Source organism: Haloarchaeobius sp. HME9146 (assembly GCF_025399835.1).
In the GTDB taxonomy this organism is placed as follows: domain Archaea; phylum Halobacteriota; class Halobacteria; order Halobacteriales; family Natrialbaceae; genus Haloarchaeobius.
On record NZ_JAODVR010000001.1, the window covers coordinates 2,695,103 to 2,715,346 of the forward strand.

The following is a 20,244-nucleotide window of genomic DNA, read 5'->3' on the forward strand; positions in this document are numbered from 1 at the left end:
CGTGACTCGCGAGTACGAGGGCATCGTCTACGACCTCGATGGGACGCTCGTCCGCCTGAACGTCGACTGGGCGGCGGTCGCCCGCGACGTGACCGCGGTGTACGAGGACGCCGGCGTCTCGCCCGACGGCCGGGACCTCTGGGGGCTGTTCGAGGACGCGCACACCCACGGTCTGCGCGACCCGGTGCACGAAGCCATCGCGGCCCACGAGCGCGAGGGTGCACGCAACTCCGACCGGCTCTCGCTCGCTGACGACCTCGCCGACGAGCACCGGCCCATCGCGGTGTGCTCGCTCAACTGCGAGGCCGCCTGCCACATCGCCCTGGAGATTCACGACCTCGCGGACCACGTGGCCGCCGTGGTCGGTCGCGACACCGTCGCCGAGTACAAACCGCACCCCCAGCCGTTGCTCGAAGCAGTGTCGGCTATCGAACTGGAGCCCGGTACCGTCGTCTTCGTCGGTGACACCGAACGCGACGAAAAGACGGCACAGCGCGCCGGGATGGACTTCGAGTGGGTGTAGCGACCCGACCCGGCTCGAGACGGTCTCAGGCCGGGGTCAACCCACGGACCCGTTTCGCGTAGATGAACACGCCGATGGCGGTGACGAACCAGACGATGGCCCCGATTCTGACGGCGAACTCCGCCCTGGCACTCCACGTCTGGAGGTCGAAGAGTATCGAGAAGATCGCCACCAGCGGCGCACCGGTGAGGATGGTGACGACGAAGGTGGTCTGCATGACCCAGGCGTAGAGGTCGTCCGTCTCGACGGCCTCGCGGGTGCTCGGCCCGCTGGTGGCCCCGTCGTTCTCGGGCGCACGTTCCGAATCGGCTTCCTCGTCCGGCACCGAATCGACCTTCTGTGACACGCCCGAGACTGCGGCCGCCACCACATAAGCACTGCCGGTTTCGCCGACAATCGGCAGGCGTTTGAACCCCCCTGTGCAATTCTTGCCTATGCCAACCACGGTGCGAGACGTGCTCGCGAAGTCGGGGGAGGAGCCCATCACGATGCTCACCGCCTACGACGCGGTGACCGCCGAGATCGTCGACGAACGGGGAATCGACATGATCCTCGTCGGCGACAGCCTCGGCAACACGGTCCTCGGCCACGAATCGACCCTTCCGGTCACGGTCGACCAGATGGCGAGCCACACGGCCGCGGTCGCCCGCGCCACCGAGAACGCCCTCGTCGTCGCGGACATGCCGTTCCTCTCCTACGGCCACGACGACAAGGAGAGCATCGAGAACGCCGGGCGCATGCTCAAGGAGGCGGGCGCACACGCGGTCAAGATAGAATCCGGCCCTCACACGGTCGAACTCACCGAGAAGATGGTCCAGCTCGGCATCCCCGTCCAGGCCCACCTCGGCCTGACGCCGCAGCGCGTCAACCAGACCGGCTACGCCCGGCAGGGTACCTCGAACGAGGAGGCCGAGCGCATCCTCGACCTCGCGCGCCAGCACGAGGAAGCCGGTGCGTTCTCGCTCGTGCTCGAACACGTGCCCTCGAACGTGGCCGCGCAGGTGACCGAAGCCATCGACATCCCGACCATCGGCATCGGTGCCGGGGGCGACTGTGACGGCCAGGTGCTCGTCGTGGACGACGCGGTCGGCCTCTCGGACTGGACGCCGTCGTTCGTCAAGGAGTTCGCCAACCTCCGCGAGGAGATGGCTGGTGCAATCGACCAGTACCGCGAGGCCGTCGAATCCGGCGAGTTCCCCGGCGAGGAACACAGTCACGTCGAAGAGGACCTGGACGAACTGTACTGAGTGCTGCCAGCTTCGGCCAGTCCTCGAACGAGAGTCTATTAGAACCTATTCTTCCACCCTGTCGCAGAACGTCGAGACCGCCGCATTGAACGCCTCCGGCTGCTCCAGCATCGCGAGGTGTGCTGCTTGTTCGACGACCGTCAGCTCGCAGTCGTCGATGTGCTCGGCGAGGAACTCGTGGTAGTGCGGCGGCGTCAGGTAGTCGTGTTCGCCGACGAGACAGAGCGCGGGACCGTCGATGGCGTCGACCTCGTCGCGAACGTCGAACTCGTGGCAGGTCAGGAAGTCGCGTTCGGTCACTGCACGGCCACAGGCCCGCATCCCCTGGATGGAGAGCTCTTCGAGCCGCGGGTCCGGGTCGTGGAACAGCCGGTCCTCGTCGTGCAGGAACTCGACGGCGCGGTCGAAGTCGTCCGCCAGCCACTCCCGCAGGTCGTCGAGGACGGCGAGCTTCGCGCCGGTGCCCGCGAGCACCACGCCGTCGAAGTCGTGGTCGCGCTCCAGCAGGACGTGCAGGACGATGGCACCGCCGAGGGAGTTCCCGACGACGACACTCGCGTCGGTCGCCTCGGCGACGGCCAGCACGTCGTCGGCGTAGGCCGAGAGCGTCTCGTACCCGGGGTCGGCGTCGATGTCCTCGCTCTCGCCGTGGCCGCTCAGGTCGAGCGTGACCACCGGTCGTTCGTCGCCGAGGCGTGACTGGGACTTCCAGAGGTGATGTGTCCCGCCGCTGCCGTGGACGAACATGACCGGAGCCCCATCGCCACCGCGGTCGGATACCTCGTACGCCGTCGTCCGTCCGTGGTGCGTGATAGTCTGCATACCTGTGGCTTGGTCGGTCGACGGCATAAAGCCTAAGACGACGTGAACCGCAGTTACATCGTAGTTAGCTGAACCCGCTCCCGTACCCCGATTCCGGCAGCGACAAGTTTATATAGTAGAAAGACTAACTTAGGGTTAGCAAGCACATGCACTTACAAGAATTCGTCTCTGGAAGCGAGCGGTTCGTTCGCCACTACGCTTACGACGACGTGCACGTCATCGCCGCCGACCTCGGCACCCTCGGTTCTGAGGCGACCGTGGACGTCGCCGGCGATACCGTCATCGTCGTCCCGAGCGACGACCACGACCAGTTCGAGATAGAGGTCCCCGGTGCAGCGCGAGCGTTTATCAGAAACGGCATCCTCACTATCGAAGTGGAGGTCGATGCATGAAACTCACCGTCAAACCACTCAAACAGAAGGACGCGGGCCGCGGCCTCGCCGCCATCGACCGCGTCTCGATGCAGGAACTGGACCTGGAGAACGGCGATTACATCGAGATCAGTGGCAAGGATAATGGAAACGCCGTCGCCCGCGTCTGGCCCGGCTACCCCGAGGACCAGGGCCAGAAGGTCATCCGCATGGACGGTCGTATCCGCCAGCAGGCCAACGTCGGTATCGACGACCGCGTCGAGGTCGAGAAGGCCGACGTCAAGCCCGCCAAGAGCGTCACCGTCGCGCTCCCGCAGAACCTCCGTATCCGCGGGAACATCGGCCCGCTCGTCCGCGACAAGCTGAGCGGCCAGGCGGTCACGGGCGGTCAGACCGTCCCGTTCTCGCTCTCCTTTGGCCCCATGGCCGGGAGCGGCCAGTCCGTCCCGCTGAAGATCGCATCGACCAGCCCCTCCGGCACGGTCATCATCACCGACTCGACCGACATCCAGATCAGCGAGAAGCCCGCCGAGCAGATAAGCGGTGGCGTCAGTTCGGGCGGCCGTGAGGGCGTCCCGAACATCACCTACGAGGACATCGGTGGCCTCGACAGGGAGCTCGACCAGGTCCGCGAGATGATCGAGCTGCCGATGCGCCACCCCGAGCTGTTCAAGCAACTCGGCATCGAGCCGCCGAAGGGCGTCCTCCTGCACGGCCCGCCGGGCACCGGGAAGACGCTCATCGCGAAGGCCGTCGCCAACGAGATCGACGCACACTTCCACACCATCTCGGGCCCCGAGATCATGTCGAAGTACTACGGGGAGTCCGAGGAGCAACTCCGCGAGGTGTTCGAGGAGGCCGAAGAGAACGCCCCCGCCATCGTCTTCATCGACGAGATCGACTCCATCGCCTCCAAGCGCGGTGAGGCCTCCGGCGACGTGGAACGCCGCGTCGTCGCCCAGCTCCTCTCGCTGATGGACGGCCTCGAAGAACGCGGCCAGGTCACCGTCATCGCGGCGACCAACCGCGTCGACGCGCTCGACCCCGCCCTCCGCCGCGGTGGGCGCTTCGACCGCGAAATCGAGATCGGCGTCCCCGACAAGGAGGGCCGCCTCGAGATCATGCAGGTCCACACCCGCAGCATGCCGCTCTCGGACAGCGTGGACCTCGACCAGTACGCCGAGAACACCCACGGGTTCGTCGGCGCGGACATCGAGAGCCTCGCGAAGGAGGCCGCGATGAACGCGCTCCGGCGCATCCGGCCCGAACTCGACCTCGAACAGGAGGAGATCGACGCCGAGGTGCTGGAGAACCTGAAGGTCACCGAAGGCGACTTCAAGGACGCGATGAAGTCGGTCAAACCCTCGGCGATGCGTGAGGTGTTCGTCGAGGTTCCCGACGTCACGTGGAACGACGTCGGCGGGCTCGGAGACACCAAAGAACGCCTCCGCGAGACCATCCAGTGGCCGCTCGACTACCCCGAGGTGTTCGAGGCCATGGACCTCGAAGCCGCCCGCGGTGTCCTCATGTACGGCCCGCCGGGCACGGGGAAGACCCTGCTCGCGAAGGCCGTCGCCAACGAGGCCAACAGCAACTTCATCTCCATCAAGGGGCCGGAGCTGCTGAACAAGTACGTCGGCGAGTCCGAGAAGGGCGTCCGCGAGGTGTTCGAGAAGGCACGGTCGAACGCACCGACCGTCATCTTCTTCGACGAGATCGACTCCATCGCGACCGAACGTGGCCGCCACTCCGGTGACTCCGGCGTCGGCGAACGCGTCGTCTCGCAGCTCCTGACCGAACTCGACGGGCTCGAGGACCTGGAGGACGTCGTCGTCATCGCGACGACCAACCGCCCCGACCTCATCGACAGCGCACTCCTGCGCCCGGGCCGGCTCGACCGCCACGTCCACGTCCCCGTCCCCGACGAGGACGGCCGCGAGAAGATCTTCGAGGTCCACACGCGGAACAAGCCGCTCGCAGACGGTGTCGACCTCAGTCGGCTGGCGAAGAAGACCGAAGGCTACGTCGGCGCGGACATCCAGGCCGTCTGCCGCGAAGCCTCACTCGCCGCGACCCGCGAGTTCATCAACACGGTCTCACCCGACGACATGGACGACTCCGTCACCAACGTCCGCATCACCAAGGAGCACTTCGAGCACGCCCTCGACGAGGTCACCGCGAGCGTGACCGAGGAGACCAAAGAGCGCTACAACGAGATCGAACAGCGCTTCGGCCGGGAACAGCCCGAACTCGAAGACCGCGACATGGGTCGGACGTTCCAATAGGACCGTTAGTTCGAGGATCTTTTTCTGCGTCGGGTTTCCTCGCACGCCTTCGGCGTGCTGCGGGAACTGCTTCTTGAAAAAGCTATCGCGCAGGAGCGAAGCTCCTGCTGGATCCCAACGAGCTTCGCTCGTTGAGGACGCTAAAAAGGCTGCTCGCTTCGCTCGCAGGTGCTGCGCTTGACAACAACAGCAACAACCACTGATTCTCTCCGTCTGGGCCCGAGACTGAAACCCGCATCACACCTTGCACAAACCATTCATATCCAGCATCCGAGGTGTGGACCATGCCCTCCCGTCGCGACTACTGCAAACGAATCGCCCTCGCTGCCGGCGGTATCGGTCTCGCGGGGTGTGCAACAACCCTCTCCGACCGGACCGACCCGGCCGGCGGTCCCGGAACCGGCGACGAACCGACCACGCCAGCCAGTGACGCCGGCCCGGTCGACTGGACCGAGTTCGGCGTCGACCCGGGGAACACGGGCTTCGCACCCGGCAACACCGGCCCCGGAGACCCGTCGGTCGCGTGGACCGGCATCGGGTCGAAGGCCACGGTGAACTGTTCGCCGGCCGTCGCAGCCGGGTCGGTGTTCGTCGGCGGCGATGCTGTCTACGCGTTCGACGCCGAATCCGGCGAGCGACGCTGGCGCTACCAGACCGGGACCTTCGTCCCCTGTGCGCCGGCCGCGGTCGACGGGGTGGTCTACACCGCACACAGCGATGGGGCCGTCCTCGCCCTAGACGCGGAGACCGGCGAGGAGGTGTGGACGCACGAGACGAACCACAACCTCTGGAGCAGCGCACTCACGGTCCACGAGGGGACGGTGTACGTCGGGACCGCGGGGACCATGCCGGCAGTCGTGAGTGGTGACACCGACGAGTCGAAGGCCGGACTGTTGGTCGCGCTCGACGCCGACTCCGGCGACCGACAGTGGCGGTTCGAGGCCTCGGACTGGTTCACCGGGCCGGCCCTCGGCGACGGACTGGTTTTCGCCGGGAACGAGGAAGGGCGGTTCTACGCGGTCGACGCGGAAACTGGCCAAGAGCAGTGGCGCTGGGACGCCGAGACGTTCGCCGCACCCCCGACGTACCACGACGGGACCGTCTACGTCGGCCTCCACGGGAGCGGGGCGTGCGTCGCGCTGGACGCCGAATCCGGCGAGGTGCGGTGGCGAACCGACCTCGGCACGCCCAACGTGAAGTGCTCGCCGGCGGTCGACGGTACCCATGTCTACGTCGCCGGGAAACGCACGACCGGGGTGCTCCTGGGTGGTGGCTCGGAGTCGAGCGAGACGGCCACCACCACCACCGAGACCACGACCGCCAGCGGCCCAGCCGCCGACGGCAACTACGGCCGCCTGCAGGCGCTCTCGGTCGAGGACGGGAGCGTCACCTGGACGTACGACTCCGAGGGGGACTTCCGGTCCTCTCCCGCGGTCACCGGGGACGCGGTCTACGTCGGGAACGGTGACGGCATCGTCTCGGTCGCCCGTGAGGACGGGCGCGAGCGCTGGCGGGTCGCGTTCGGCAAGTACGTCAACTCGTCGCCGGCCGTCGTCGAGGGACGGGTCTACATCGGCTGTTCGGACGGCAACCTGTACTGTCTGGCGGACGACTCCTGACGCCGCACAGGGGCCTCGTTACGCCGGCGGACCGTACGGTTCCAGGCAGTGCCGTCTTCGGCGTCGCTTCAGCGACAGCCTCGGCAGACTCCTCACTCGTCGGTCGTGGCTCGCGGCACGGTCACCAGGATACGGTTCCCGGCCCCTTCGAGCGTATCGACGGTTACCTTCCCGTTCGAGAGTTCCACGACCCAGTAGACGAGCCACAGCCCCAGACCGCTGCTATGGTAGATGTCGTCCATCTCGTGGTCTCCCGTGAGGACGCAGGCCTCGACCTTCGGTATCTCCGGTGCGTCGTCCTCGACACACAGGGTGAGGGTGTCCTCCCCCTGTTCGATGTCGACCCAGGCTCTCGGCTCCGCACTCGCGTTGTGGGTTATCGCGTTCTCCAGGAGTTCCAGAACGGCGAGCCCGAACTCGTCGATGACCAGCGCGTCCGCATCGTTGGCGACTTCGGACTCGATGCGAGCCCCGGGGAAGCGGGACCGCAGTATCTCGATGCTTTCGGCGACGAGGCTCGCGACGTCGAGTCGCCGAGGCCTGACCGTGTCGGTGATGACGTCGATTATCTCACGTTCCTTCTCCGCGCTCGCGAGGAGTTCCTCGCCCGTCTTTCGAATCACCGCGGTGCGATTCGCCATCTCGGGGACGTCCTCTTCGATGAGTTGTGCGTTCCCCAGGATGACGCCGAGGCTGTTGCGCAGGTTGTGCCGCAGGAGGTTGTCCATCACGTACAGCTGCCGCTCTCGCCGGTATCGGTCCGTGATGTCCCGGCAGAACCCGGTCACCCTGACGACCTCGTCGCCCTCGAATATCGGCTCGCCCTGCACCCAGAGCCACGCATGATAGTCATCGTCCGGGCCGACCCGGAACTCTATCTCGACGGACTCGCCCCCTGAGAGGCGCTCCATCGCGTCCTCGACCGCTGGCACGTCATCGGGATGGATCTGTTCGAGAAACACGCTCGGGTTCGATTCGAGCGCCTCGACGGGCTGGCCCCACACCGCCTCGTACGCCGGGTTGACGAACAGCAGTTCGGACCAGTCCCTGTCGAACATCCACAGCACCTCACCGGTCGTCGAGGACAGTTCTTCCAGCCGGGTGGTGGTCTCCCTGGTCTCGCGCTGGGCTTCGATCCGGTCGGTGATACACCGCGAACTCACGACATACCCATCGAGTGAATCGTCCGTGACGTTCGACATTCGAGCCTCCAGCCACACCCAGGACCCGTCTTTCGTCAGGTGACGGTACTCCACCGTCGTCTCGGTGTAGGTCTCGTTCTGGATGGTTCGCTCGAACGCCGCTCGCACCCGCGCTGTGTCGTCCGGGTGGAGGTACTCGAACGCGTTCTGTCCGACGAGCGTCTCGGGGTCGAAGCCGAGGATTCGTCTCGCACCCTCGTTCGCGTACGTGACCTCCCCGTCCGGGTCGAGCAGGACGATCTTGTCCTGCGTGTGGTCGAGCAACACGCCGAGAGAGCCGGGTGTCGCCATTTGGATAAATGACACCGCTCAGGCAGTAAAAACCAGTACCTAATCGAGACTGGCGCGGTGAGGTTCGGGGTCACCGCTCGGACCGACGGTCAGTCGAGGTCCAGGTCCGCGAGAATCGTCTCCGCGTGCTCCTCCGGGTCGACGCCCTCGTAGGCGAGTTCGATGGTCCCTTCTTCGTCGATGACGTACGTGTTCCGGAACACGCCGTCGAAGGTGTTGCCGAACATCTTCTTCTCGCCGTAGGACTCGTAGACCGTCGAGACCTCGCCGTTCTCGTCCGAGAGGAACCGCACGGGCAGGTCGTGGTCCTCCTCGAACTTCTTGAGGTCCGAGACGGTGTCGTCGCTGACGCCGAGCACCGCGATGTCGAGGTCCTCGTAGCGGTCCCAGTTGTCGCGGAACGAGCAGGCCTGCGTGGTGCAGCCCTCGGTGTTCGCCCGGGGGTAGAAGTACAGGACGACCCGCTGGCCGTGGTAGTCTGAAAGCGCGACGGAATCGCCGTTCTGGTCGGAGAGCTCGAAGTCCGGAGCCTCCTCGCCGATGTCGAGCATAGCCTCGGGAACGAACAGGTGGATGAAGTGGATTTCGTTTTACACCGACGTGACGCCGTCGCCGACCGCCAGCGTGCCGGTCTCGACGATCTCGGCGCGCAGGCCGCCCCGGTGGACCAGCGACGAGACCGCGCCCTCCTTCGTGAGCGATTCGAGGTACGAACAGGGCTCGCACAGCTCGACACCGCGACAGACCGCGTCCCCGACCCGGAACTCCGCGTCGACGAGGTGGTTCAGGGCGACGCCGCGAGTGGTCACGTTCCGGCGATGCTCGCCCGGGTCGAGCGTGAAGTCGTGGTCGCGCTCGGCGGCTTCGAGGGCCTCGGCCTCGATGAGCGTGATACCCCGCGGCAACCCGTCCGAGAACGTCCCCGACTCGTCGAAGTAGCGGTCACCGCGCAGGCCCGCACCGGACACGGCCTCGACCGATTCGACGGACTCGACGGGTTCGCCGGATTCGCGTGCGATGTGGATAGACTCGACCGTGCCTGTCATGGCGAGACCTTGGTGAAGGGTCGCGAAAAAGCTACTCCAGTTTCTTGGCGGCGTCGCGTTCGACCAGTGGGTCGGCGTTGGCCGACGGGAGTTCGACCACGTCGTCCGCCGAGAGCGAGTACTCGCGCTCGTCCACGCCGAAGATGTCGCCGACGTCGCGGGTGATGAGCACCTCGGTCCGGTCGACGTCCTCCGCCGCGGCCGGCTCATCCTGCCCACCTGTCGCCTCGGGGGTGGAGTCGGCGTCGGCTGCGGGGTCGGTCGGCTCCTGCGGCGGCGCGCCCTGCGGTGCCGGGTCGTCGGTATCCGCCGTGTTCCCCATCACGTCGGCCGCGGAGACGCCGCCGTCGTCCTGCGAGGCTGCGTCCGTCGGGTCGGCGTCTGCAACCGCACGGGCCTCGGCCGCCGAGACGTCGGGGTCGCTCCGCACGTCGGAGTCGTCGCTGGGCGTCGACTCCCCGGTCGAAGACCCGTTCGGCTCGTCGGCACCGACCGGGTCCGTCGCCGGGTCGGGGTCGAACGCCGGGGCGGGGTCGGTTTCGGCGTCCGCACCCGCGGTACCGTCCTCACCCTCCTCGGCCGCCCTGGCTGCCGGTGTCGTCTCGGCCTTGCCAGCGACAACGTCGAGCATGTGCGCCTTGTTCTCCTCGATACGGCTGACGAGGTCGTCGTAGAGCTGGCGTTCCTCGGCGGTGAGCCCCTGGACCTGTTCCGCGTTGGCCATGTTCGCCGCGGCGAGGCTGGCCTGCTTGACCAGCTTCCCGAGGCGGCGTTCGTAGAGGGATTCGGCCGCGTTCTTCGCCGTCTCTATCTCGTCGGTGAGCCGTTGAATCTCGGGCGAGGAGAAGGGGTCGTCGGCCTCGGCCGCGGCCTCCTCGCGCGTCGACTTCAGCTCCTCGACGTACTCGGCGACCTCCTGGTAGAACGAGTCGCGCAGTTGCTGGAGCCCACCCTTCTGCCGTTCCGTGTCGAGTGCGGAGCGAAGTTCGTTGAGATTCATTCTTTCCCTTTCTCGGCCTGCCCGCGGGCCATCAAGAACACGCCCACGTATTCCGGTACAGTGTGTGCGCCTCGCTCCAAATTAAATGTACCGCCACCGAGACGAACGTCGACCGGCTCGGGAACGGTTATCTGTATCTCGCTTCCGACGAACGTTCGCGGGACGGCGTCGTGAAGCGGGTCGAAGTCGTCCAGCTCGGCCCGCGGAATCCGTTTGACCTCCAGCCCGCTTCCGCCGTGGAGACTCCCCGGCAACCGGATGAGCCGGTTGATGTCGGTCGTCACCGGCTCGTCGATGGGTGCAGTCTCGCCGGTGAACGTCTCCTCGGCGAGGCTCCGCGCGAGCGTGAGGAACGCCGGGTGCACGTCGACGTTGCCCGCACGAATCTGGTCGACGTTCGTCCGGACCGCCCGCAGGATGCCCTGGGCTTTCTTCTCGCCGACGCCGTCGAGCGACTGGAGCCGGTCCAGTGCGTCGTCGTCGTCCAGTTCGAGCAGGTCGTCGACGTAGTCGTCGATCCGTCGCTGGACGCGCCGTCCCCAGCCGCCGGTGGTATCGAGCGTCCGCTTGTCCGCAGGGTTCTCGAGTCCCATACCCGCGACCGCCTCGTGCTGGAGCAACGTGTCGAAGTCGACGTCGCTCGCGAGCACGTAGTCGACGATCTCGCGCCGATGGCCGCGACCGAGTTCCTTCACGCCCTCATCGCGGACGTGAACGTGGTACCCTCGCCCCCCGGAGAACACGACGGTCAGGTCGTCGAACCCGAAGTCGTCCTCCAGCAGGTCGAGGAGTCGAAAGAGCGCACCCTTGCAGGTTTCGAGCATCTCGCCGTACGAATCCGTCTCGGGGTCGACCCCCGGCAGGTGGTCGGCGTCGAGGTCGAAGACGAGGTCCGAGGAGCGCCACCCCTTCTTCGACATCGAACTCGCACCGGGGTCGTCGTAGCGCCCGGCCGAGAAGTAGACGTGGCGCGGGCGCTCGTCCGCGAGGAAGGTCTCAAGGTCACCGATGTCCAGCCAGGAGTTGTGCCGGACCATCGTCGTCCCGCCGGTGCTCCAGGTGACCCAGCCCCACTCACGCTCGTTCGCGTCCGGCGGGGGCGTCACCGACAGCTGTCGATAGTGGTCGCGGAAGCGACCGCGGAGGTACCGTCGGGTGCGCTCTTCCATGGCTCTCGATTCGTTGGGGGAGGTGTCTAAAGAACCTAGCGGACTCAACTCGTCGGTGGGCCAGAACGGACCTACCGTCGCATGAACTCCGAGAGTCTGGCGGTCAGACTCGCGTCGTCGCCGAGCTTCAGATAGTAGGCGTCACCGCCGTCTTCGTAGTAGTTGTCGATGCGTCGTTTGATGTCGAACCCGAGGTGCTCGTAGAACCGTAGCGCGTTCTCGTTGGTCGTGCGTGCGTGGCATGTCACCGAACGGTGCTCCTCCGCGACCATCGCGACGAGCTTCTTCCCGATGTCCTCGCCACGGTGGCTGGGGTCGACGGCAAGAAAGAGGATGTACCCGTCTCGACGGACAGCACAGAACCCGATGATGCTCGGGGTCACGCCGTCCTCGACGAAGAGGTGGACCTTCGAACGACGGTAGGCGTCGCTGAAGAACCCCTTTCGCTGCTTGAGGACGCCCTCACGCTGTCGGATGCGTTCTTTGAGCTTCCACGCATCCTCGACGTACTCGTCGTTCCCCGGACCGACGACGCGCGTGTCGATGTTGACGCTCACTGTTCTGTAAGTGGAAGGTACGACGATATAATTCCACCGGCAGTCCCAGGGGGACCACGGGCCACTGAACCCTCCTGCGGGGTGTGGGTACCGCGGGCTGGGGAGGACGAAGCGTGTTGGCCCTGGTTTTTCAACGCGCCGGCCCGTCGGCGTTAGCAATGCTGTCAGCAGATGGGAAGGAACTCGAACGAACCCGCGAGGCCGGTCGGACCGTCGTCGATACCATCAGGGACGCCTTCGTAGCCGGACTGGCCATCGTCGTCCCCCTCATCGTCACGGTCGTCGTCCTGAACGTCCTCGCCGGGTACGTGTTCGCGTTCCTCTCGGTCTTCGTCGAGTTCCTTCAGGCGTACAACCTCAGTCCGGCCGAGGCCCAGGTCTTCGCGGCCATCACGCCCGCAACGGCCGACCTGGTCCTGCAGGCCCTCACGCTGGTTCTCCTCGTCGGGACCATCCTCGGCCTCGGTTTTCTCACGCGTTTCACCTACGGTGAGCGCGGCATCGAGTACGCTGACGACCTCATCAGTGCCATCCCGGGCATCGGCTCGGTGTACGACAGCTTCCGGGAGATGTCGGACGTCATCGTCGAGAGCGACCAGCAGAACTTCCGTGACGTGAAACTGGTCGAGTTCCCCCAGGAGGACACCTACACGCTCGGGTTCCTCACCGCCGACACGCCGGCCGCACTCCAGGCGGCCGCGGGCCGCAACGACATGGTGACGCTGTTCCTCCCGCTCGCGCCCAACCCGGTGATGGGCGGGAACCTCGTCCACGTGCCCGAGTACCGCGTCGAGGACGTCGATATGACCGTCGAGGAGGGTCTCCGGACCATCGTGACCACCGGCGTCGCGACGGGTGACGCCGCTTCGAACGGCGATGCACGGCTCTCCGAGGCCGAACTCAGCCAGATGGCGGCGTTCGAACAGGCCGAAGGGCGGATGGACCGCCGCCCGGAGGACGAGGCGACCGACCCCATCGAGAACCGACAGACAGAGGCCGACGTGGCGAATAGTGACACCCCATGAGCTTCCATCTCCGCGAGCACACCGCCGACGTGGCCGTCGAGGCCACCGGTGACTCCCTCGACGAGACCTTCGCCGCGGTCGCCGACGGCCTCACCGCCGCGATGTGCGACGAGTGGCCCGACTCCGGCGACCGGTTCTCGTTCGACATCGACGCCGAGAACGTCGAAGCCCTCCTGTTCGACTACCTCGACCAGCTCATCTACGAGCGCGACGTGCGCCTCGTCCTGCCGGTCGATAACGAGGCCACGGTCGAGGAGCGAGACGGCGAGTGGCACCTGGACGGGAGCGCACGGGGCGTCCCCCTGGGCGACGTGAACGCCCGCGACATCAAGGCGGTCACCTACTCCGACATGACCGTCGAGGAGACCGACGACGGCTGGCGGGCGTACGTCGTGCTGGACGTCTGATTCCCCGGCGGGCAGGAGAAACCGCGGGACCATCAACGAAATCCTTTCCGGGGTGCCGCGTCCATCTTCAGGTATGGACACTTACGAGGCCGGCGACGTCACGCTCCACAAGGTTCGTGACTACGTCTGGGAGATTCCCAAAGAAGGCGAGATGCGCGTCCCGGCGCGTGTGCTCGCGAGCGAATCGTTGCTCGAGGAGATCAGTGACGACAAGACGCTCGAACAGCTGAAGAACTCGACACAGCTCCCCGGCATCACCAAGTACGCCATCTGCATGCCTGACGGCCACCAGGGGTACGGGTTCCCCGTCGGCGGGGTCGGTGCGATGGATGCGAAGGACGGCTGTATCTCGCCCGGCGCGATCGGCTACGACATCAATTGCGGCGTCCGCATGATGAAGACGAACCTGACCTACGACGACCTCCAGGGTCGCGAGGAGGAACTCGTCGACGCGCTGTTCGCCAACATCCCGTCGGGCCTCGGCGGCGGCGGGGTCTTCGAGGGGACCATCGACGACATCGAGAACATCCTCGACCACGGGATGGAGTGGGCGCTCGAGAACGACTGGGCCGTCCCGGCAGACCTCGAACACTGCGAGGACGAGGGCGTGCGCCACGACGCCGACCCCTCGAAGATATCCCAGAAGGCGAAGGACCGCGGCAAGAACCAGGTCGGCAGCCTCGGCTCGGGCAACCACTTCCTCGAGGTCCAGCGCGTCACCGACGTGTACCGCGACGACGTGGCAGCAGAGTTCGGCCTCGAGGAGGACCAGATCGTCGTCCTCATCCACTGTGGCTCGCGGGGCCTCGGGCACCAGACCTGCACCGACTACCTCCGCAAGATAGAGAAGACTCACGCGGGGCTCCTCAAGCAGCTCCCGGACAAGGAACTCGCAGCGGCCCCGGCTGGCTCGCAACTCGCCGAGGACTACTACGGCGCGATGTGTGCCGCCATCAACTTCGCGTGGGTGAACCGCCAGCTCATCATGCACCGGACCCGGCAGGTGTTCGAGAAGGTGTTCGGCCGCGACTGGGAGGACATGGAGATGGACCTGCTGTACGACGTGGCGCACAACATCGGGAAGAAGGAGACGCACCAGGTCGGCATCGACGCGAACGGCGAGGCCGTGCCCGACGAGGAGGCCGTCGAGTTCGAGGAGCGCGAACTGTACGTCCACCGCAAAGGGGCCACCAGGGCCTTCCCCGCCGGCCGTCCCGAACTCCCGCCCGCCTACCAGGACGTGGGCCAGCCCATCATCATCCCCGGCAGCATGGGCGCGGGCAGCTACGTCCTCCGCGGCGGCGAGAACTCGATGAAGGAGACGTTCGGCTCGACCGCCCACGGCGCGGGCCGGCTCATGAGCCGCACCCAGGCCAAGAAGGACTACTGGGGTGGCGACGTGCAGAATGAACTCCGCGAGCAACAGCACATCTACGTCAAGGCCCAGTCCGGCGCGACCATCGCCGAGGAAGCGCCCGGAGTGTACAAGGACGTGGACGAGGTCGTCCGCGTCAGCGACGAACTCGGCATCGGGGACAAGGTCGTCCGCACCTTCCCCGTCTGCAACATCAAGGGCTAGCGGCTCTCACCGCTCGTCGAGCCCGTGGCGTTCCTCGTCGCTCTTGTTCATACTGACCAGTTTTCCGAGCCCGAGTGCCGCCACGATCCCACCCAGCCCGTACGCCGCGACCAGCGACTGGGACGACTCGAACCCGAGCACCTCGACAACGCTCTCGCTGGTACCGTACTTTCCACCGGCGGCGGCGACGATGGCGAGCAGACTCGTCACGAGCAGGAACAGTGCGACGCCGGCGACGAACTTGCGCTGTCGGTCCGAGAGGTTCACGCCGACTCACCCGTGCTGTCACCGGCGACCACCACAGCGGTCGCGACCGGGAGTGGAGCGGTGGTACTCATCGCTTCGAGTTCCGAAGTGCTACCAATTCAATGTTTTCCGGCAGTCGGACGACGAGCGTTTATCCGTGATGGGGCAGCCAGACACTGCGTGGTCTGAGAGCAGTCACGTTCCGGCCGAGGCGGTTGCGCGGCACACCGGACGTTCGACTGAGAGCTGGTGCCGCCTGTTCGCCCCCATTCGAGTCCCGGCTCACTTCACCCGGTACGGGTTGTCGTCGTCCTCCTCGTCGTCTTCCGGCGGGAACTCCTTGCGCGCACTGAGCGTGATGCTCGCCTCCGGCGTGTCGTCGTCTTCCCAGGGGCTCTCGTACACCGAGAGCTCCGTCTCGGTCACGTCCCAGCCCTGTTCTTCGAGCAGGCGAACGAGTTCGCGCTGGTGGTCGAGTATCTCGTCGTCCATCATCGCCCTTCAGAACAGCGCGAGCTAAAAAGTACACGCCCAGGGCCCTACGCGTTGAAGTCGAACCGCGGGCGGTCGATGTCCGGCATCCGGTGCGGAACCTCCTCGCCGTCGGCGAACTTGACGAAGTTCAGGTAGAACGTCCGTCCGCAACCGTCCTGGTCCGGGTCGGCGTCGCCGAGACAGACGAACTCCACCCCGTCGGCGTCCTCGTACTCGCCCGTCGTGCTCTCGTAGTCCCAGCCGTCGAGCGGTTCCCTGGTGACACACTTGTCCGCCATGTAGGCGTCGCGCTCCAGGCTCGTGAGCGCCTCGCAGTACGGACAGTAGTACGTGACTTCGACCATGCCGGTCGTTGGGACCGGACGACCTTAGCTGGGCGGCTCGCGGGCGACCCGACCCGCGTAGTGGAAAGGATTTTCACCGCCACCGCAGACGGTTAGGACATGATAGACGAGACAGTCGAGGAGATCGAAGAGATGCAGACGCACTCCTCGTCCGTCGTCGCCATCAAGGCGACCGAAGCCCTCCGTGAGTTGCTCGACCGCGAGTACGCGACGGTCGAGGAGTTCGAGCGCGGGCTGGAGCGCAACGCGAAGGCGCTCCAGCGGGCGAACCAGTCCCACGCCTCCCTCCACAACGCGATGCGTGGGGTCGTCGATTCGGTGTCGCGGGCCGAACCGGAGACCGTCGACGACGCGAAGGCCGCGCTGAGCGAGGCCATCGAGTCGGTCGTCGACGACGTCGAACACGGCAAGCGCCGTGCCGCGGAGAACGCGAAGTCCCTCGTCGAGGACGGCACGACCATCCTGACACACGACTACTCCTCGACGGTCCTCGAGGCCATCGAGCTGGCGACCCGCGACGGCGCGTATATCGACGTGTTCGTCACCGAAGCTCGGCCGCGGTACCTCGGCCGGAAGACGGCCCGGACCCTCGCCGGGAACGACCGCGTCGAGACCCACCTGCTCACCGACAGCGGGGCGGGCTACTACATGGACGAGTGCGACCGGGTCCTCATCGGGATGGACTGCATCGTCGAGGACACGCTGTACAACCGCGTCGGGACCTTCCCCATCGCGGCGACGGCAGCCCAGTGTGACGTGCCGGTGACCGTCGTCGGCTCGGGTGCGAAGGTCATCGAAGACGGGTTCATCTTCGAGAACGAGTTCCGCTCGCCGAGCGAGGTCATGCGCGAGCCCGCAGAGGGCTTCGACGTGCGAAACCCGGCCTACGACGCGACGCCGGTGTCGCTGCTGGAGTCGGTCGTCACCGACAACGGCGAGAAGGAGTTCTGAGGCGGCTGTAGAACGCTCTCAGCGGTCGATTTTGGGCGGTTCGTTCCGGCCGACCGTTATCTCGTGTGCCTCGATGTCCTCGAGTGCGGCCACGCGCCCACCGACGGTGAGCGCTTCGCCGTCCTCGGTTTCGAGGGTGAGTCCGGCGACCTCCTCGGTCATCTCGAAGGAGATGTCCGTGATGAGGCCACGGACGATGCGGGGCGCGCCCGTCTCCACGTCGCGGCCCTCGATGGTCGCGTAGAACTCGCCACCTTCCTCCATGAGGTCCTTGACGGTGCGCCGAATCGAGGAGTAGCGACGCGGGAACGGCCGGTCCTCGCCGTTGCTGTAGAGTTCGGTCGCGGTCGTCCAGAGGACGGTCCCGAAGAAGCCAGAGACGAGGAAGCCGAGCGCGGAACGGTTGAAGATGACGCCGTAGCGGTCCTGGTCGTCGCGGAGCGCGTCCTGGGTCGCGTAGATGGAGTACTCGCCGTCAGCGACCGCGATGACCGGACTGGTGATACCGCGGCGAGCCCGGACGGACGTGGCGACGCGGCTGTAGTCGTACTCGTCCGGGTTCGGCGCGCTGGAGGCGGGCGTGACGAGCAACTCGATACTGATACCCTCGTGGTGGCGGGTCGCGAGCAGGTCCTGAAAGCGTTCGAGCAGGTCCGGCGTCAGGGAGAGCGAGAGTTCGTACTCGGCGGCGTCGATGACCTCCTCGAGGTACCGGAGGATGGTCGAGCGCGACTTGACGAGCGACACTGCCTCAGTGTCCCGTGCGGGTGCTGTGTATCGGGCCGCGAGCTCGTCGACCATCTCGACGAGCGACGACTGCACGTCCGAGAAGGCGTCGTCGGGGTCGACCGCGATTATCTTCATCGGGCGGGACTCGCGGAGTTCGACGAGGCCCCTGTCGGAGAGGCTTCGGACCGTGTCGTACACGCGGGGCTGGGGAATCTCCGTCCGGTCGGCGATTTCGCTCGCCGTGAGCTGGCCGTGGTCGAGGACGGTGAGGTAGGCGTCTATCTCGTACTCCCCGAGATTGAACCGGTCCCCCACGCGTTCGATGGTTCCACGGAGATCGTCTGATGGCATATCGTACACACTGCGGGCCGACCCTAAATGATTTACTGAAATCCGAGTAGCACTGGGTTCCAGAATCGAATCCTGTCGCTACAAATTACTTTTTGCTCGATTCCATCACCGGAGTCGGCCTGTCGGTGACCGTGTGAGTCGCATCGGCTGGCACTGTCAGCACCCCAATCGTTATGCGAGACTGTCCGCGAATATCGCCATGAACGTCGAACCGACGACACTCGACGGTGAGTACGTGCGGTTAGCGCCGCTGTCAGTCGAGGACCACCTCGACGGGTTGCAGACCGCCGGGGCCGACCCGGACATCTTCCGCTGGTTCGCCGACGACTACTCCACGCCGGACGCGATGCGGACGTTCGTCGAGGAAGCGCTGTCGGCCCAGGAGGACGGGACCTCCCTTCCGTTCGCGACCGTCCGTCAGCAGACCGGGGAGGTAATCGGGTCGACCCGGTTCTGTGCCATTCGGCCGGCGAATCGGAGCGTCGAGATCGGCTGGACGTGGGTGACCCCTGACCAGCAACGGACACCCGCCAACACCGAGGCGAAGTACCTCATGCTTCGACACGCGTTCGAGCACTGGGGCTGTGTTCGCGTCCAGTTCGAGACCGCAGCCCGGAACCAGCGGTCGCGTGACGCGCTCGACCGTATCGGTGCGACCGAGGAGGGTATACTCCGGAAGCATATGCTCATCCACGGCGAGCCCCGGGACAGCGTCTACTACAGCATCCTCGACTCCGAGTGGGGTGCGGTCGAAGCTGACCTGGCCGCCAAGCTCGACCGCCCGTTTCCGGAATAATCTCAGCGTCGGCGCTCCGACAGAGTCGCTTCGACCGGCTCTCGCCGTCTCTCCTTCTTCCCAATCCTTTTCTCGGGTGGGCGTGAGGGGTCGAACATGCCAGCGGGCGCGGTCTTCGACCAGGACGGGACGAACACGTCGGCGACGACGGCCCCCGGGGCCGAAACCACGACGACCTCGACCGGCGGGGCGGGTGACGGCTCGAATCCGGGGACGACGACGACCACCGACGATGCGGGTGGCGTCGACGCCGTGAGTGACGTCCTCGCCGGGCAACTCGACCGAATCGTCCCGGAGTGGTTCCCCAGCGACCAGCTGGTGAACCTGGTGCTGGCGGTGGCCATCATCGTCTTCGCCTGGTACCTCTCGAAGCTCGTCGTCCGCCTGTTCGGCCGAACCATCGCGCAGCGACTCCAGCGCCCGAGTGTCACCCGGACGGTCCTCCGGATGGTCCGCCTCGGCGTGATGGGCCTCGCGTTCGCCATCGCCGCGCCACTGGTCGGCCTCGGCCTCGGGAACGTGTTGCTCTCGGTGACGGTGTTCTCCGCCGTGCTCGGTATCGTCCTCGCACCCATCGTCGGGAGCATCATCAACGGGGTGTTCGTCCTCGCCGACCAGCCCTACGAGATCGGCGACATGATACAGCTCGCGGACCGCCAGACGACGGGATTCGTCGAGGACATCACCATCCGGTACACGAAGATATTCACGCTCGACAATACGTTCCTCGTCATCGACAACTCCTCCATCCGCGGTCGAGACGTCATCAACTACTCCGCGGAGGACGAGCGCACCCGGCTCTCGCTCTCCATCATCGTGACCTACGAGGGTGACCTCGACGAGGCCCGCGAACTCATCGAGGACGCCGCCAAGGAGGTCGACCTGGTCATCCCCGGTGGCCCGGACATCCGCATCGGCGCGGCGCGATACCCGGCGGCCCCGACGTGTTACATCGACGACTACGCCGACCACGGCGTGAAGCTGACGTTGCGCTACTGGGCGAAACAGCCGTACAAACTGCTGACCGTCCGCTCGAGAGTTCAGGAGAACGTGTGGACGAAGCTCGAAGACGCGGACGTGGAGATCGCGTATCCGCACTCGCACGTCGTCTTCGACGAGACGAGCGGCGAACTCCCCGTCTCGATGCAGTCGGACTCACCGGGAACCGGTGGTCGCGGGCCCGACTGAC

General features: G+C 66.0%; 23 protein-coding genes. 11 read left to right on the forward strand and 12 right to left on the reverse strand.

Annotated elements, in window-relative coordinates:
- Window position 1 precedes the first annotated feature (1 nt).
- Complete coding sequence (locus N6C22_RS13935; protein WP_261651723.1) at window positions 2-523, forward strand: HAD hydrolase-like protein; 522 nt, start codon at window positions 2-4, stop codon at window positions 521-523.
- A 25-nt stretch (window positions 524-548) separates the two neighbouring features.
- Here N6C22_RS13935 and N6C22_RS13940 read toward each other — a convergent pair whose 3' ends face one another.
- Window positions 549-740, reverse strand: a complete 192-nt coding sequence (locus tag N6C22_RS13940) for a DUF5822 domain-containing protein (RefSeq protein ID WP_261652565.1) — start codon at window positions 738-740, stop codon at window positions 549-551.
- A 217-nt stretch (window positions 741-957) separates the two neighbouring features.
- Here N6C22_RS13940 and panB point away from each other — a divergent pair, with 217 nt between their 5' ends.
- Entirely contained in the window at window positions 958-1,770 is an 813-nt protein-coding gene (gene panB / locus N6C22_RS13945; protein ID WP_261651724.1) for a 3-methyl-2-oxobutanoate hydroxymethyltransferase, read from the forward strand.
- 45 nt (window positions 1,771-1,815) lie between these two features.
- Here panB and N6C22_RS13950 read toward each other — a convergent pair whose 3' ends face one another.
- Window positions 1,816-2,592, reverse strand: a complete 777-nt coding sequence (locus N6C22_RS13950; protein ID WP_261651725.1) for an alpha/beta fold hydrolase — start codon at window positions 2,590-2,592, stop codon at window positions 1,816-1,818.
- A 146-nt stretch (window positions 2,593-2,738) separates the two neighbouring features.
- Between N6C22_RS13950 and N6C22_RS13955 the strand changes: the two genes are divergently transcribed.
- From N6C22_RS13955 to N6C22_RS13965, 3 genes are all read left to right on the forward strand, one after another.
- Window positions 2,739-2,984, forward strand: coding sequence for an Hsp20/alpha crystallin family protein (locus N6C22_RS13955; RefSeq protein WP_261651726.1), 246 nt, complete (start codon window positions 2,739-2,741; stop codon window positions 2,982-2,984).
- Entirely contained in the window at window positions 2,981-5,248 is a 2,268-nt protein-coding gene (locus tag N6C22_RS13960) for a CDC48 family AAA ATPase (protein ID WP_261651727.1), read from the forward strand. The genes N6C22_RS13955 and N6C22_RS13960 overlap by 4 nt, the downstream gene beginning before the upstream one ends.
- 284 nt (window positions 5,249-5,532) lie before the next feature.
- Window positions 5,533-6,867: a PQQ-binding-like beta-propeller repeat protein gene (locus tag N6C22_RS13965; RefSeq protein ID WP_261651728.1), complete on the forward strand. Its 1,335-nt coding sequence runs from the start codon at window positions 5,533-5,535 to the stop codon at window positions 6,865-6,867.
- Between the two features lie 92 nt (window positions 6,868-6,959).
- On the opposite strand, the gene N6C22_RS13970 is transcribed toward N6C22_RS13965, so the two are convergent.
- The 6 genes from N6C22_RS13970 to N6C22_RS13995 all read right to left on the reverse strand — a co-directional run bounded on the left by N6C22_RS13970 (window position 6,960) and on the right by N6C22_RS13995 (window position 12,132).
- On the reverse strand, window positions 6,960-8,360 hold the full coding sequence (locus N6C22_RS13970; RefSeq protein ID WP_261651729.1) for a PAS domain S-box protein: 1,401 nt from the start codon (window positions 8,358-8,360) through the stop codon (window positions 6,960-6,962).
- A gap of 89 nt (window positions 8,361-8,449) precedes the next feature.
- Complete coding sequence (gene bcp / locus N6C22_RS13975; protein WP_261651730.1) at window positions 8,450-8,911, reverse strand: thioredoxin-dependent thiol peroxidase; 462 nt, start codon at window positions 8,909-8,911, stop codon at window positions 8,450-8,452.
- A 39-nt stretch (window positions 8,912-8,950) separates the two neighbouring features.
- Window positions 8,951-9,406, reverse strand: coding sequence for an MOSC domain-containing protein (locus N6C22_RS13980; RefSeq protein WP_261651731.1), 456 nt, complete (start codon window positions 9,404-9,406; stop codon window positions 8,951-8,953).
- A 31-nt stretch (window positions 9,407-9,437) separates the two neighbouring features.
- Window positions 9,438-10,406 carry a hypothetical protein gene (locus tag N6C22_RS13985; RefSeq protein WP_261651732.1) on the reverse strand — a complete coding sequence of 323 codons (969 nt, stop codon included), beginning with the start codon at window positions 10,404-10,406 and terminating at the stop codon, window positions 9,438-9,440.
- The gene (gene priS / locus N6C22_RS13990; RefSeq protein WP_261651733.1) at window positions 10,403-11,575 is read right to left on the reverse strand and encodes a DNA primase small subunit PriS; all 1,173 of its coding nucleotides are present in this window, start codon (window positions 11,573-11,575) and stop codon (window positions 10,403-10,405) included. The genes N6C22_RS13985 and priS overlap by 4 nt, the downstream gene beginning before the upstream one ends.
- Before the next feature lie 71 nt (window positions 11,576-11,646).
- Complete coding sequence (locus tag N6C22_RS13995; protein ID WP_261651734.1) at window positions 11,647-12,132, reverse strand: N-acetyltransferase; 486 nt, start codon at window positions 12,130-12,132, stop codon at window positions 11,647-11,649.
- Between the two features lie 158 nt (window positions 12,133-12,290).
- Between N6C22_RS13995 and N6C22_RS14000 the strand changes: the two genes are divergently transcribed.
- From N6C22_RS14000 to N6C22_RS14010, 3 genes are all read left to right on the forward strand, one after another.
- Window positions 12,291-13,157 carry a DUF502 domain-containing protein gene (locus tag N6C22_RS14000; RefSeq protein WP_261651735.1) on the forward strand — a complete coding sequence of 289 codons (867 nt, stop codon included), beginning with the start codon at window positions 12,291-12,293 and terminating at the stop codon, window positions 13,155-13,157.
- Window positions 13,154-13,564 (forward strand): archease, encoded by a 411-nt coding sequence (locus N6C22_RS14005; protein WP_261651736.1) that lies wholly within the window; start codon window positions 13,154-13,156, stop codon window positions 13,562-13,564. The genes N6C22_RS14000 and N6C22_RS14005 overlap by 4 nt, the downstream gene beginning before the upstream one ends.
- 73 nt (window positions 13,565-13,637) lie before the next feature.
- Window positions 13,638-15,143: an RtcB family protein gene (locus N6C22_RS14010; RefSeq protein WP_261651737.1), complete on the forward strand. Its 1,506-nt coding sequence runs from the start codon at window positions 13,638-13,640 to the stop codon at window positions 15,141-15,143.
- A gap of 6 nt (window positions 15,144-15,149) precedes the next feature.
- On the opposite strand, the gene N6C22_RS14015 is transcribed toward N6C22_RS14010, so the two are convergent.
- The 3 genes from N6C22_RS14015 to N6C22_RS14025 all read right to left on the reverse strand — a co-directional run bounded on the left by N6C22_RS14015 (window position 15,150) and on the right by N6C22_RS14025 (window position 16,228).
- A complete protein-coding gene (locus N6C22_RS14015; RefSeq protein ID WP_261651738.1) occupies window positions 15,150-15,410 on the reverse strand; it encodes a hypothetical protein in 261 nt (86 codons plus the stop codon).
- A 261-nt stretch (window positions 15,411-15,671) separates the two neighbouring features.
- A complete protein-coding gene (locus tag N6C22_RS14020; RefSeq protein WP_261651739.1) occupies window positions 15,672-15,881 on the reverse strand; it encodes a hypothetical protein in 210 nt (69 codons plus the stop codon).
- Window positions 15,882-15,928: 47 nt separating this feature from the next.
- A complete protein-coding gene (locus tag N6C22_RS14025; protein ID WP_261651740.1) occupies window positions 15,929-16,228 on the reverse strand; it encodes a hypothetical protein in 300 nt (99 codons plus the stop codon).
- A 99-nt stretch (window positions 16,229-16,327) separates the two neighbouring features.
- Between N6C22_RS14025 and N6C22_RS14030 the strand changes: the two genes are divergently transcribed.
- Window positions 16,328-17,179, forward strand: a complete 852-nt coding sequence (locus N6C22_RS14030; protein ID WP_261651741.1) for a translation initiation factor eIF-2B — start codon at window positions 16,328-16,330, stop codon at window positions 17,177-17,179.
- 18 nt (window positions 17,180-17,197) lie between these two features.
- Here the strand turns inward: N6C22_RS14030 and N6C22_RS14035 are convergent, their stop codons facing one another.
- Window positions 17,198-18,259 carry an HTH-type sugar sensing transcriptional regulator TrmB gene (locus N6C22_RS14035; RefSeq protein ID WP_261651742.1) on the reverse strand — a complete coding sequence of 354 codons (1,062 nt, stop codon included), beginning with the start codon at window positions 18,257-18,259 and terminating at the stop codon, window positions 17,198-17,200.
- 199 nt (window positions 18,260-18,458) lie between these two features.
- Between N6C22_RS14035 and N6C22_RS14040 the strand changes: the two genes are divergently transcribed.
- Together N6C22_RS14040 and N6C22_RS14045 are read left to right on the forward strand one after the other, a co-directional pair.
- Window positions 18,459-19,055: a GNAT family N-acetyltransferase gene (locus N6C22_RS14040; protein WP_261651743.1), complete on the forward strand. Its 597-nt coding sequence runs from the start codon at window positions 18,459-18,461 to the stop codon at window positions 19,053-19,055.
- Window positions 19,056-19,151: 96 nt separating this feature from the next.
- Entirely contained in the window at window positions 19,152-20,243 is a 1,092-nt protein-coding gene (locus tag N6C22_RS14045) for a mechanosensitive ion channel family protein (RefSeq protein ID WP_261651744.1), read from the forward strand.
- Window position 20,244: the final 1 nt, after the last annotated feature.